9 protein-coding genes, 1 tRNA gene and 2 rRNA genes are annotated in these 12,964 nt (G+C 52.4%); 8 read left to right on the top strand and 4 right to left on the bottom strand.

The features are described 5' to 3' along the window. Window positions 1-35: 35 nt before the first annotated feature. Complete coding sequence (locus tag AX755_RS21675) at window positions 36-2,117, top strand: putative bifunctional diguanylate cyclase/phosphodiesterase (protein ID WP_062857443.1); 2,082 nt, start codon at window positions 36-38, stop codon at window positions 2,115-2,117. On the opposite strand, the gene envR is transcribed toward AX755_RS21675, so the two are convergent. Then, a complete protein-coding gene (gene envR, locus AX755_RS21670; RefSeq protein ID WP_054442329.1) occupies window positions 2,033-2,752 on the bottom strand; it encodes an acrEF/envCD operon transcriptional regulator in 720 nt (239 codons plus the stop codon). The two genes, AX755_RS21675 and envR, sit on opposite strands and share 85 nt — an antisense overlap. 386 nt (window positions 2,753-3,138) lie before the next feature. On the opposite strand from envR, the gene AX755_RS21665 reads away from it, so the two are divergent. The 7 genes from AX755_RS21665 to AX755_RS21635 all read left to right on the top strand — a co-directional run bounded on the left by AX755_RS21665 (window position 3,139) and on the right by AX755_RS21635 (window position 12,542). After that, complete coding sequence (locus AX755_RS21665) at window positions 3,139-4,278, top strand: efflux RND transporter periplasmic adaptor subunit (protein ID WP_013098999.1); 1,140 nt, start codon at window positions 3,139-3,141, stop codon at window positions 4,276-4,278. An 11-nt stretch (window positions 4,279-4,289) separates the two neighbouring features. Continuing rightward, window positions 4,290-7,403, top strand: coding sequence for an efflux RND transporter permease subunit (locus tag AX755_RS21660; RefSeq protein WP_058680238.1), 3,114 nt, complete (start codon window positions 4,290-4,292; stop codon window positions 7,401-7,403). 293 nt (window positions 7,404-7,696) lie between these two features. Beyond that, window positions 7,697-7,918, top strand: a complete 222-nt coding sequence (locus tag AX755_RS21655) for a lipoprotein (RefSeq protein ID WP_013099001.1) — start codon at window positions 7,697-7,699, stop codon at window positions 7,916-7,918. A 470-nt stretch (window positions 7,919-8,388) separates the two neighbouring features. Continuing rightward, complete coding sequence (locus AX755_RS21650; protein WP_013099002.1) at window positions 8,389-9,414, top strand: amino acid ABC transporter substrate-binding protein; 1,026 nt, start codon at window positions 8,389-8,391, stop codon at window positions 9,412-9,414. 67 nt (window positions 9,415-9,481) lie between these two features. Beyond that, window positions 9,482-10,663 (top strand): amino acid ABC transporter permease, encoded by a 1,182-nt coding sequence (locus tag AX755_RS21645; protein WP_038420721.1) that lies wholly within the window; start codon window positions 9,482-9,484, stop codon window positions 10,661-10,663. 9 nt (window positions 10,664-10,672) lie between these two features. After that, window positions 10,673-11,776: an amino acid ABC transporter permease gene (locus tag AX755_RS21640; protein WP_062857442.1), complete on the top strand. Its 1,104-nt coding sequence runs from the start codon at window positions 10,673-10,675 to the stop codon at window positions 11,774-11,776. 7 nt (window positions 11,777-11,783) lie between these two features. Then, a complete protein-coding gene (locus AX755_RS21635; RefSeq protein ID WP_013099005.1) occupies window positions 11,784-12,542 on the top strand; it encodes an amino acid ABC transporter ATP-binding protein in 759 nt (252 codons plus the stop codon). 97 nt (window positions 12,543-12,639) lie between these two features. On the opposite strand, the gene rrf (AX755_RS21630) is transcribed toward AX755_RS21635, so the two are convergent. The 3 genes from rrf (AX755_RS21630) to rrf (AX755_RS26140) all read right to left on the bottom strand — a co-directional run. Next, window positions 12,640-12,755, bottom strand: a 5S ribosomal RNA gene (rrf, locus tag AX755_RS21630). A 43-nt stretch (window positions 12,756-12,798) separates the two neighbouring features. Continuing rightward, window positions 12,799-12,874 (bottom strand) — tRNA-Thr (locus tag AX755_RS21625). Between the two features lie 14 nt (window positions 12,875-12,888). Next, window positions 12,889-12,964, bottom strand: a 5S ribosomal RNA gene (gene rrf, locus AX755_RS26140); the annotation flags it as partial.

Here is a 12,964-nt window from a genome sequence, read left to right as displayed (position 1 = left end):
CCCTTGCGTAACCTCACACTCGAGTTGAACCGATCATGCTGGTTAGCCAATACAACCATATCCTTGTCGTCCTCTCCTTTGTTGTCGCTATCCTTGCTGCCTATACCGCGCTGAATATGGCCGCGCGTGTGGCGGGAAGTCAGGGCGTGGCAGCGCGCATCTGGCTGGCCGGTGGCGGTGTTGCAATGGGTATTGGCGTATGGGCGATGCATTTTATCGGCATGCTGGCGATGGATCTCTCCATGAGCATGAGCTACAACGCCACCCTGACGGGGTTATCGATGGTTATCGCCGTGGGTTCATCCTTGTTTGCGCTGTGGCTTGTCAGCTGCGAGCAGCTGCGTTTGCGCCGTCTGCTGCCCGGTGCACTAGTCATGGGAACCGGTATTGTGGCCATGCATTACACCGGCATGGCGGCCCTGGAGGTTACGCCCGGTCTTATCTGGGATAAAACATGGGTGGCGATATCAGTCGCTATTGCGCTTGCTGCGTCGCTCGCCGCACTGTGGCTGACGTTCCGCCTGCGTCATGAGGCCGCTCAGGTCGCGCTGATGCGCATGGGTGCCGCAATCACGATGGGGATTGCGATTGCCGGAATGCATTATGCGGGGATGAAAGCCGCACAGTTTCCAGTGTCGACCATGGCTCACCATGAGGGGATTAACGGCAGCTGGCTGGCCGTGCTGGTGAGCGTTGTCGCACTCGCCATCCTTGGTATCACCCTGCTGGTGTCGATGCTGGATGCGCGCCTGCAGGCACGCACCTCTCTCCTCGCCTCGTCTCTGGCGGAAGCAAACCGGGAGCTGGCCCAGCTGGCGCTACAGGATACGCTGACGCGCCTGCCCAATCGTATCCTGCTGGAAGATCGGCTCGATCAGGCCATCAACAAAGCAGATCGTGAAGGCACGCATTTCGCATTGATGTTTATGGATCTCGACGGCTTTAAAACCGTCAATGACGCCTACGGGCATGATGTCGGCGATAAACTGCTGGTTGCCGTTACGCAACGCCTGCTGCTCCCCCTGAAAGGCCAGTTCACCCTTGCACGTATTGGCGGTGATGAATTTGTTCTGCTGGCAGAAGTTGGGGGGCCGGACGATGCAGCCTCCCTTGCCAATGCCCTGGTGCGCACTATCGATAGTCCATTCAATGTGGATCCGTATGAACTGGTGGTGACCCTCAGTATTGGCATTGCGCTTTATCCTCACGATGGCAAAACCGATCGCGAGCTGATGTTTAACGCCGATGCGGCGATGTACCACACCAAGCATATGGGCCGTAACGGTTATCACTTTTTCCAGCCCTCCATGAACACGCTGGCGCAAACCCATTTGCAGCTGATGAACGATCTGTGGCTGGCCATCGATCGTAATGAGCTACAGCTGCATTATCAGCCCAAATTCCACGCGCCGGCAGGCCCCGTACTCGGGTTTGAGGCACTCCTGCGCTGGCAACACCCGAAGCTGGGATTGCTGACGCCAGACCTGTTCCTGCCGCTGGCGGAAAAAACGGGACAGATCATTCCCATTGGCAACTGGGTTATCAACGAAGCCTGCCGCCAGTTGCGGGAATGGCACCTTAAAGGGCATCAAAACTGGTCAATGGCGGTGAACCTGTCGACACTTCAGTTTGAACAACCTTCGCTGGTGAGTACGGTGCTTGATTGTCTGACACGTCACCAGGTGCCGCCGGAAATGCTGATCCTTGAAGTGACGGAAACCACTGCGATGAGTAACCCGGATGAGAGCGTGCGGGTGCTGACAGAGCTGACGAATGCGGGTGTGAAAGCCTCTATTGATGACTTTGGTACCTGCTACTCGAGCCTGCTGTATCTTAAACGCTTACCCGCCTGTGAATTGAAAATCGACAGGGCGTTTGTAAAAGAGCTCAGTGGAGAAAGCGAAGATGCGACCATTGTCTCCGCGATTGTCGCCCTGGCGAAAACGCTGAATCTGAAAGTAGTGGCTGAAGGGGTGGAAACCGAAGCACAGCAAGCCTTTTTGACGGAACTGGGCTGTAATACCCTTCAGGGCTATTTGTTAGGAAAGCCTGTCAGTGCGCAGACCATTGAAACGCTTTGCGAGCAGGGAGAGATCTTGCCCGACACCGAGTCGTAAGCTTCTTCACGTGGCGACACTCGCACCACCGGGAGTGTCGCCAGAATGTTATCGACCAGAGCAGGTGCCTGTTGATAGAGGTTGAAGCTGTCGTTATTCATTAACCAGTTTTTAATTATTCCGCTAAAAAATCCGTGGAACACTATCAGCGTTAAATCCACATTGACCTGCGAAGAAATGATGTTTCGTGAAATACAGCGCTCCAGTGTCGCACGTAGAAAATCATTGTTGAAACCAATACGTTTCCTGATTTCATACTCGGAAACCATATCACTGGTAAATTCACACTTATGATACAAAATCTGTAACAGCGCCCACTGGCGAGGCTCATGCGCAATATATTGCAACGCAGTGATAAATTGCTCACGAAGCATTAACAAGGGATCATCTTTTTCGGAAAGAGAAAGTCTGTCGCGAATGAGATCGCGAAGCGGCAATTGCTGTTCCCAGATAGCATTAAATATCTCTGTTTTACTGGTGAAATGCCAATAGACGGCCCCACGCGTCACCTTTGCCGCATCGGCGATATCCGTCAGCGTTGTGTTGGTTACGCCACGTGTCGCAAACTGCCCGATAGCCGCTTCAATCAGCTGTTGACGGGTTTGTTGAGCCTCTGCTTTCTTTTTACGCGCCATGGACGACTACTCGTTACTCACAAGAATTAAGCTGTTTAGTAGGGTTTTGTAATCGGAAGTATTCATGAAAGACAAGGTGAATTCTGCACAAAAAAAGTCAATTCGCTTTATTTATAACTGAGGTAAATACATACCAATAATTAAATTCACAAAACAGATGAATGCCCTCTATGAAACATCACTCTCCTGATTACTTTTGTTAAAGTATATTGCTGTAAACGCAAAGCCTTCTTCTGATTTTCTTTCCTGCCGCATTTATCCGCACTTATAAATTAAAAAACATTAAATACCCTCATTATTATACGCAGCTACATTTTTTGTTTTTGTCCCCTGCCCTGTCACCGATCCACGGAAATATCGGTTAATGGGTATTTAAAGGAACAGTAATGACGAATCATTTCAGACGCTTGCCCTTAACCGGTTTTATTGTCTGCGCCGCACTGCTTGCCGGATGCGATGGGCAGGAAAATCAGCAACATCAACCGCAGCCGCCTCAGGTGAGTGTACACATTGTCAAAAGTGCCCCCCTCACTGTGACAACAGAGCTGCCGGGCAGAACAGATGCGTTTCGCGTTGCGGAAGTGCGTCCTCAGGTTAGCGGCATTATCCTGCGTCGCAATTTCACCGAAGGCAGCGATGTCAAAGCTGGCCAGTCACTTTATCAGATCGATCCCGCCAGCTATCAGGCGGCGTATGACAGCGCAAAAGGAGAGCTGGCGAAAGCCCAGGCGGCAGCCAATATTGCGCACCTGACGGTGAAACGTTATCTCCCGCTGGTGGGCACACAGTATGTCAGTAAGCAGGAGTACGACCAGGCCGTTGCGACGGCTCAGCAGGCGGATGCCAGTGTCGTTGCTGCAAAAGCAGGAGTTGAAAGCGCACGCATCAACCTTGCCTATACCAAAGTCACCTCTCCCGTCGATGGTCGCATTGGTAAATCCAGCGTGACCGAGGGAGCTCTCGTCACCAACGGCCAGGCAAACGCCCTCGCAACGGTACAGCAACTGGATCCGATGTATGTCGATGTCACCCAGTCCAGCAATGATTTTATGCGTCTGAAGCAGACAAGCCTGCAAAAAGGGGAGACCACCAGCACCGTCGAGCTGTTGATGGAGAATGGTCAGCCCTATCCGCTAAAAGGCACGCTGCAGTTTTCTGATGTGACGGTTGATGAAAGCACTGGCTCCATCACTCTGCGGGCGATTTTCCCGAATCCGCAACACCTGCTGTTACCGGGAATGTTTGTACGCGCCCGCATTAATGAGGGTACGCAGCCGAATGCGATTCTGATCCCACAGCAAGGCGTCACCCGCACGCCGCGTGGGGATGCAACCGTCCTGATTGTTAACGACAAAAACCAGGTTGAGTCACGCACCGTCGTTGCCTCTCAGGCCATTGGCGATCGCTGGCTGGTCACAGAGGGGCTGAAAAACGGTGACCGCGTGATTGTCAGTGGGTTACAAAAAGCCAAACCTGGGGCTACCGTCGTCGCCACACCCGATACCTCTACGACTCCAGCCGGTTAAGGAACGACGTCATGGCTAATTTCTTTATCCAGAGGCCGGTTTTCGCCTGGGTACTCGCCATCATTTTGATGATTGCAGGTGGGCTGGCGATCCTCAAACTGCCCGTCGCGCAGTATCCGACTATCGCCCCACCCGCGGTTGCCATAACTGCAACCTACCCTGGCGCAGATGCGCAGACGGTGCAGGATACCGTGACGCAGGTTATCGAACAGAACATGAACGGCATCGATAACCTGATGTATATGTCATCCACCAGCGATTCTGCAGGTAATGTCACCATTACCCTGACCTTTGAGTCTGGTACAGACCCGGATATCGCCCAGGTTCAGGTTCAGAATAAACTTCAGCTCGCCATGCCGCTGCTGCCGCAGGAAGTGCAGCAACAAGGGATCGGCGTTGAGAAGTCCAGCAGCAGCTTCCTGCTGGTGGCTGGCTTTGTTTCAGACAATAAAAGCCTCTCGCAGGATGACATTTCCGACTACGTCGCCTCGAATGTGAAAGATGCCATTAGTCGAACCACAGGGGTGGGTGATGTTCAGCTGTTTGGTGCCCAGTATGCAATGCGCATCTGGCTCGACAGTAACGCGATGAATAAATACCAGCTGACGCCGCTGGACATTATTAATCAACTGAAAACCCAGAATGACCAGATAGCGGCAGGCCAGCTAGGCGGAACGCCGTCCGTGCCGGGCCAGCAATTGAACGCCTCGATCATTGCGCAAACCCGCCTGAAATCACCGGAAGAGTTTGGCCGCGTGACGCTGAAGGTGAACCAGGACGGCTCGATGGTGCACCTGAAGGATGTCGCACGCATTGAACTGGGCGGTGAAAACTACAATATGGTGACCAAAATCAACGGGCAGGCCGCAACCGGCCTGGGGATTAAGCTGGCGACCGGTGCAAATGCGCTGGATACGGCGGCGGCCATCAAGAGCAAGCTGGCGCAACTGCAGCAATTCTTCCCACAGGGTCTGAAGGTGGTTTATCCGTACGACACCACGCCGTTTGTGAAGATCTCTATTCACGAAGTGGTAAAAACCCTGTTTGAAGCGATCATTCTCGTCTTCCTGGTGATGTATCTGTTCCTGCAAAACCTGCGCGCGACGCTTATCCCCACTATCGCGGTGCCGGTTGTTTTGCTGGGTACCTTCGCGGTGCTGGCGGCGTTCGGATTCTCCATCAATACCCTGACGATGTTCGGGATGGTGCTGGCAATAGGCTTGCTGGTTGATGATGCCATCGTGGTCGTTGAGAACGTCGAACGCGTGATGGTAGAAGACAAACTGCCGCCGAAAGAGGCGACGCAGAAGTCGATGGAACAGATTCAGGGCGCACTGGTGGGTATAGCCATGGTGCTGTCGGCGGTCTTTATCCCGATGGCATTTTTCGGTGGCTCGACCGGGGCCATCTATCGCCAGTTTTCACTGACCATCGTTTCGGCAATGGCGCTCTCCGTGTTGGTCGCCCTGATCCTGACCCCCGCGTTGTGCGCAACCCTGCTTAAACCGGTATCCGGCGATCACCATGAAAAGAAAGGCGGTTTCTTTGGCTGGTTTAATGCGCTTTTTGACCGCAGCGTGGAGCACTACAGCAACAGCGTGAGCGGCATTTTACGCAAGACCGGACGCTACCTGGTGGTGTACATCATCATTGTGGGTGGTATGGCGGTGCTATTCCTGCGCTTGCCCACCTCCTTCCTGCCCGAAGAGGACCAGGGGGTATTTATGACGATGGTGCAACTTCCGGCCGGTGCGACCCAGACGCGTACACAGCAGGTCCTCGATCAGGTCCAGAACTATTATCTGAAAAACGAGAAGGCCAATGTTGAATCTGTCTTTACCGTTAATGGCTTTAGTTTTAGCGGCCAGGGCCAGAACGCCGGTATTGCCTTCATTAGCCTGAAGCCCTGGGAAGCACGACCGGGGGCGGAAAATAGCGTTGAGGCGATTGTTGGCCGCGCGACAAAAGCCTTCAGTCAGATAAAAGATGGGCTCGTATTTCCGTTTAACCTGCCTGCGATTATCGAACTGGGAACCGCAACGGGCTTCGACTTCGAACTGATTGATCAGGCAAACCTGGGGCATACCTCGCTGACGCAGGCGCGGAATGAGCTGCTCGGAATGGTGAAAGCGCACCCTGACATGCTGGTGCGCGTGCGGCCAAATGGTCTGGAAGATACCCCGCAGTTTAAACTGGATGTCGACCAGGAGAAGGCTCAGGCGCTGGGCATCAGTCTTTCTGATGTCAACCAGACCATCTCAACGGCCCTGGGTGGAACTTATGTAAATGACTTTATCGATCATGGACGCGTGAAAAAGGTCTATGTCCAGGCTGATGCGCACTTCCGTATGCTGCCTGGTGACATCAGCAACCTGTATGTACGCAGCGCAAATGGTGAGATGGTACCTTTCTCCGCCTTTAGCACCTCGCACTGGGTGTACGGTTCACCTCGCCTGGAGCGCTATAACGGGATGCCATCCATGGAGATCATCGGTGAGTCCGCCCCCGGTAAAAGTACCGGTGAGGCCATGGCGCTGATGGAAAGTCTTGCTGCAAAACTGCCTTCCGGCATCGGGTATGACTGGACAGGAATGTCTTATCAGGAGCGACTTTCCGGAAATCAGGCGCCTGCGTTGTACGCTATTTCACTGATTGTGGTGTTCCTGTGTCTGGCTGCTCTTTACGAAAGTTGGTCCATTCCCTTCTCAGTGATGCTGGTGGTTCCGCTGGGAGTCATAGGGGCGCTGGTTGCAGCAGCGTTACGTGGCTTGAACAATGACGTCTATTTCCAGGTGGGGTTGCTGACAACGATTGGTTTGTCGGCTAAAAACGCCATTCTGATCGTTGAGTTTGCCAAAGATCTGATGGAAAAAGAGGGTAAAGGCATCATTGAAGCCACGCTGGAAGCATCAAGAATGCGCCTTCGACCGATCCTGATGACCTCGCTCGCCTTTATTCTTGGCGTCATGCCGCTGGTGATCAGCCATGGCGCCGGGAGCGGTGCGCAAAACGCGGTCGGGACAGGGGTCATGGGGGGCATGCTTTCCGCAACGCTTCTGGCTATCTTCTTCGTGCCCGTTTTCTTTGTGGTCGTCCGGCGACGCTTTACGCGCCATAAAGAGTAATGAATACCTGAAAGGCACCTCTGGTGCCTTTTTTATTTTAAGATAAACAGTGTATTAAGATCGCAGTGTTAAAAAGAGTCAGTTTGCATTAAGTAAGAACGCCACGTTGTTACTCCATAATTTCTCCATTAATTCGTTCTGACGAAACACTTTTCTCCACGATGTTTACAAACAACATAATTTGAGATTATTCCTCGTGTAACGTGGGCTTATCCCGGTGGTAAAATAACCTCCAGTTCGTTAATAGCCCTCCTGGCTTTATAGCGGACGCGAAATAATACTGAGGTAACATCATGAAAAGATTCATTTCCGTTGCACTACTCGCTGCGCTGCTGGCTGGATGCGCGCACGACTCTCCATGTGTACCGGTATACGACGATCAGGGCCGACTGGTTCATACCAATACCTGTATGAAAGGTACCACTCAGGATAACTGGGAAACAGCAGGTGCTATCGCTGGTGGTGCTGCCGCGGTGGCGGGGTTGACGCTGGGTATTGTTGCCCTGACCCGATAACATCTGTTCAGAAAGCGCGGCTCTGGCCGCGCTTTTGCTTTGAATGAGTGCAGTAATATCAAATCAGTAAAAATCCCGTATTTATTCACGCCATTAATTTTAGCCAGAAGCCTGTCACCTCTTTTTCACTTCCCCTTTTAAATTTTGTATTCAGTTTTAATGATTTTCACCCATTCATATTATTGAATACCCGGCCAATATTCACTCTGGAAACTATCTCTTCTTTTTTTCTGACCCTCCTTAAAAGTTTTGCTCCGATTTGTGGCACAGGTTGTAATTTCGCACCGTTTAGGGGCGCTCCTTTTATTTAAGCCTGTCTACACTCAGCATTAAGCGTTCACTTATCGCTTATTTCATCGAGCGCGAAACCTGGCATTACGTTTGCTATATAAACGTCGGCCAACGCCACAGATGGGTAAAAGTGTTTAAAACACCTAAATAACGATAAATTTAGCCACACAGGATGCATTATGAAAAAGACGATGATAGCCAGCCTGGCCGCTGCGGGTATGTTGTTTGCTGTTGCGGGTCAGGCCCATGCGGGCACAACGCTGGATGCCGTGAAAAAGAAAGGTTTTGTTCAGTGCGGTATCAGCGACGGTTTGCCTGGCTTCTCTTATGCCGATGCTAACGGCAAATTTACCGGTATCGATGTTGACGTCTGCCGGGGCGTCGCCGCTGCCGTTTTCGGTGATGACAGCAAAGTAAAATATACCCCACTGACGGCCAAAGAACGTTTCACCGCGCTGCAGTCCGGCGAAGTGGACATGCTCTCCCGTAATACCACCTGGACCTCCTCCCGCGATGCAGGCATGGGGATGTCATTCACCGGTGTCACCTATTATGACGGCATCGGTTTCCTGACCCACAATAAAGCGGGTCTGAAAAGCGCCAAAGAGCTGGACGGTGCAACCGTATGTATTCAGGCCGGTACCGATACCGAGCTTAACGTCGCCGATTATTTCAAAGCGAATAATATGAAGTACACCCCGGTGACATTCGATCGCTCTGATGAATCAGCCAAAGCGCTGGAATCTGGCCGTTGCGATACGCTGGCGTCTGACCAGTCACAGCTCTACGCGCTGCGTATTAAGCTGAGTAACCCGGCAGAGTGGATCGTCCTGCCTGAAGTCATCTCTAAAGAGCCCCTTGGTCCCGTCGTTCGCCGTGGCGACGAAGACTGGTTCTCTATCGTTCGCTGGACCCTGTTCGCCATGTTAAATGCAGAAGAGATGGGTATCAGCTCGAAAAACGTCGATGAGAAAGCTGCCAAACCGTCTACCCCGGATATGGCACACCTGCTGGGCACAGAAGGCGATTTTGGCAAGGATCTGAAGCTGGATAACAAGTGGGCGTACCACATCATTAAACAGGTGGGCAACTACGCTGAGATCTTTGAGCGCAACGTGGGATCGGAAAGCCCGCTGAAGATCAAACGCGGCCAGAACAATCTCTGGAATAACGGCGGTATTCAGTACGCACCGCCAGTACGTTAAGTCTTTGCTGTAACGGGCACTGTGAACGCAGTGCCCACTCCAGAGTCATGGTTACCGAGGTTTCTTTATGTTCCATCGCCGCTCCCCCGTAAAAGGATCGTTATCCTTTTCTCATCCCGCGGTCCGCGCCTGGCTATTCCAGATTATTGCCATTCTTGCGGTTGTTCTTATCGCCATTTATTTAATTCATAACACGGTTACCAACCTGAATAATCGCGGTATTACCTCCGGCTTTGCTTTTCTGGATCGCAGTGCGGGTTTTGGCATTGTTCAGCATCTTATTGATTATCAGGAAGGCGATACCTACGGCCGCGTGTTCCTCGTCGGTTTACTCAATACACTGCTGGTCTCCGCGCTGTGTATTGTTTTCGCCTCCATACTGGGCTTTTTTATTGGCCTCGCTCGCCTGTCAGATAACTGGCTGCTGCGAAAGCTGTCCACCATTTACATTGAGACGTTCCGTAATATCCCGCCGCTGCTGCAGATTTTTTTCTGGTATTTCGCCGTACTGCGTAACCTTCCGGGCCCACGTCAGGCTGTCGATGCCTTCGATCTGTTTTTCCTGAGCAACCGTGGGCTCTATATTCCTTCTCCTGAACTCGCAGAAGGGATATATGCTTTTATCACCGCGATTATCATCGCGCTCGCCCTCTCTGCCGGGCTATTTCGCTATAACCGCAAACATCAGATAAAAACCGGGCAACTTCGCAAAACATGGCCAATTGCGGCGCTTTTGATTATCGGCCTGCCGCTCCTGACACACTGGCTTTTTGGTGCCGCGTTACACTGGGATGTCCCACATCTGCGGGGCTTTAACTTCCAGGGCGGGATGGTATTAATTCCTGAACTGGCGGCCCTGACCCTGGCCCTTTCCATTTATACGTCTGCGTTTATTGCCGAAATCATTCGGGCGGGGATCCAGGCAGTCCCGCATGGACAGCACGAGGCAGCACGCTCTCTGGGGTTACCTCATACGGTAACGCTTCGACAGGTCATTATTCCACAGGCGTTACGGGTCATCATTCCGCCCCTGACCAGCCAGTACCTCAATATTGTCAAAAACTCGTCGCTGGCAGCCGCTATTGGCTACCCGGATATGGTGTCACTGTTCGCCGGCACCGTGCTTAACCAGACAGGACAGGCCATTGAAACCATTGCCATCACTATGTCCGTCTATCTGATTATCAGCCTGGCGATCTCGTTGCTGATGAACCTGTATAACCGCCGTATCGCACTGGTCGAGCGCTAAGGAACTATGATGACAAAAGCGATACTGTCGCACTCTTCGCGTCCTGCCAACCCGACAGGTGGGCGTTTTATTCTCTGGGCGCGTAAGAATCTGTTCTCCAGTTGGGGTAACAGTCTGCTGACAATAATTTGTCTGTGGCTGATGTGGGAGTTGATCCCGCCACTCATTAACTGGGCTTTCTTGCAGGCTAACTGGGTCGGTTCAACCCGGGCAGATTGTACAAAAACTGGCGCTTGCTGGGTGTTTATCCACGAGCGTTTTGGTCAGTTCATGTATGGATTGTATCCGCACGAACAACGCTGGCGAATCAATCTGGCGCTGGTTATTGGGCTGCTCTCCATCGCCGTGATGTTCTGGAAAAGGCTGCCGCAACGCGGACGGTACATTGCCTGCTGGGCGGTGGTGTATCCGGTTATTGTGTGGGTGCTGTTGTACGGTGGTTTCCTGGGGCTGGAACGCGTGGAAACCCGACAGTGGGGCGGCTTAACGCTGACGCTGATTATTGCTTCTGTTGGGATCGCTGGCGCACTGCCGTGGGGCATTTTACTGGCGCTTGGCCGTCGCTCAAAAATGCCCGTTGTCCGTGTGCTCTCGGTTATTTTCATTGAGTTCTGGCGCGGTGTACCGCTTATTACCGTCCTTTTTATGTCTTCAGTCATGCTGCCATTGTTTATGGCAGAAGGCACGACGATAGACAAACTGATCCGTGCCCTGGTAGGAGTCATTCTGTTCCAGTCAGCCTACGTTGCGGAAGTGGTGCGTGGCGGTCTGCAGGCATTGCCTAAAGGGCAGTATGAGGCTGCGGAATCACTGGCGCTCGGTTACTGGAAAACACAGGGGCTGGTGATACTTCCGCAGGCACTCAAGCTGGTTATCCCCGGGCTGGTGAACACGATCATCGCCCTCTTCAAAGATACCAGCCTCGTGATCATTATCGGATTGTTCGATCTCTTTAGCAGCGTGCAACAGGCAACGGTTGACCCTGTCTGGCTTGGCATGTCCACCGAAGGATATGTCTTTGCTGCTCTGATCTACTGGATCTTTTGTTTTAGCATGTCGCGCTATAGCCAGCATCTGGAAAAGCGCTTTAACACCGGGCGTACACCGCACTGAGGAAATTATGAGCCAAATAACTATGACACCCGCCGACGCGATGATTACGCTTGAAAACGTAAATAAATGGTACGGGCAATTTCACGTCCTGAAAGATATCAATCTTAAGGTCAAGCAGGGCGAACGCATTGTCCTTTGCGGCCCTTCCGGGTCCGGGAAATCGACAACCATTCGCTGCATCAATCACCTTGAGGAGCATCAGCAGGGGCGTATTGTTGTTGATGGTATCGAACTGAATGAAGACATTCGCAACATCGAACGCGTGCGTCAGGAAGTCGGGATGGTGTTTCAGCACTTTAACCTGTTCCCCCATCTGACGGTGCTGCAGAACTGTACGCTTGCGCCGATTTGGGTGCGCAAAATGCCAAAAAAGGAAGCTGAAGCGTTAGCGATGCACTATCTGGAACGTGTACGTATTGCTGAGCACGCCAATAAATTTCCAGGCCAGATATCGGGTGGCCAGCAGCAGCGTGTGGCTATCGCCCGTTCACTGTGCATGAAGCCCAAAATTATGCTGTTTGATGAGCCAACTTCAGCGCTGGATCCTGAAATGGTGAAAGAAGTTCTGGATACCATGATTGGGCTGGCACAATCCGGAATGACTATGCTGTGCGTGACTCATGAAATGGGGTTCGCCAGGACCGTGGCTGACCGGGTGATCTTTATGGATCGCGGAGAGATTGTTGAACAGGCGCCACCGGATGAGTTCTTTGCGCATCCGAAGTCAGAACGCACGCAAGCATTCCTGTCACAGGTGATTCACTAGTCGTTTGTTATGCCGGGTGGCGGCTTCGCCGTACCCGGCCTACGCTGTGTAAATGCAAAAAGGCCATCCTTTCGGATGGCCTTTTCACTTGTTTGATGTCTGGCAGTTCCCTACTCTCACATGGGGAGACCCCACACTACCATCGGCGCTACGGCGTTTCACTTCTGAGTTCGGCATGGGGTCAGGTGGGACCACCGCGCTAAAGCCGCCAGACAAATTCTTTTACTTCTTGCCGAACTTTAACCTAAGTATAAAGTGGTGCTGATACCCAGAGTCGAACTGGGGACCTCACCCTTACCAAGGGTGCGCTCTACCAACTGAGCCATATCAGCACACTAAATTTGATGCCTGGCAGTTCCCTACTCTCACATGGGGAGACCCCACACTACCATCGGCGCTACGGCGTTTCACTTCTGAGTTCG

The sequence above is a fragment of the Enterobacter sp. SENG-6 genome (assembly GCF_001605945.1).
Taxonomy (GTDB): Bacteria; Pseudomonadota; Gammaproteobacteria; order Enterobacterales; family Enterobacteriaceae; genus Enterobacter; species Enterobacter cloacae.
This window is presented reverse-complemented; position numbering and strand designations above follow the sequence as displayed.

What these genes read in the sequence shown, in the direction of transcription:
- AX755_RS21675 (WP_062857443.1), top strand. Translation starts at nt 36, where the DNA reads ATGCTGGTTAGCCAATACAACCATATCCTTGTCGTCCTCTCCTTTGTT.
- envR (WP_054442329.1), bottom strand. Translation starts at nt 2,752, where the DNA reads ATGGCGCGTAAAAAGAAAGCAGAGGCTCAACAAACCCGTCAACAGCTG.
- AX755_RS21665 (WP_013098999.1), top strand. Translation starts at nt 3,139, where the DNA reads ATGACGAATCATTTCAGACGCTTGCCCTTAACCGGTTTTATTGTCTGC.
- AX755_RS21660 (WP_058680238.1), top strand. Translation starts at nt 4,290, where the DNA reads ATGGCTAATTTCTTTATCCAGAGGCCGGTTTTCGCCTGGGTACTCGCC.
- AX755_RS21655 (WP_013099001.1), top strand. Translation starts at nt 7,697, where the DNA reads ATGAAAAGATTCATTTCCGTTGCACTACTCGCTGCGCTGCTGGCTGGA.
- AX755_RS21650 (WP_013099002.1), top strand. Translation starts at nt 8,389, where the DNA reads ATGAAAAAGACGATGATAGCCAGCCTGGCCGCTGCGGGTATGTTGTTT.
- AX755_RS21645 (WP_038420721.1), top strand. Translation starts at nt 9,482, where the DNA reads ATGTTCCATCGCCGCTCCCCCGTAAAAGGATCGTTATCCTTTTCTCAT.
- AX755_RS21640 (WP_062857442.1), top strand. Translation starts at nt 10,673, where the DNA reads ATGACAAAAGCGATACTGTCGCACTCTTCGCGTCCTGCCAACCCGACA.
- AX755_RS21635 (WP_013099005.1), top strand. Translation starts at nt 11,784, where the DNA reads ATGAGCCAAATAACTATGACACCCGCCGACGCGATGATTACGCTTGAA.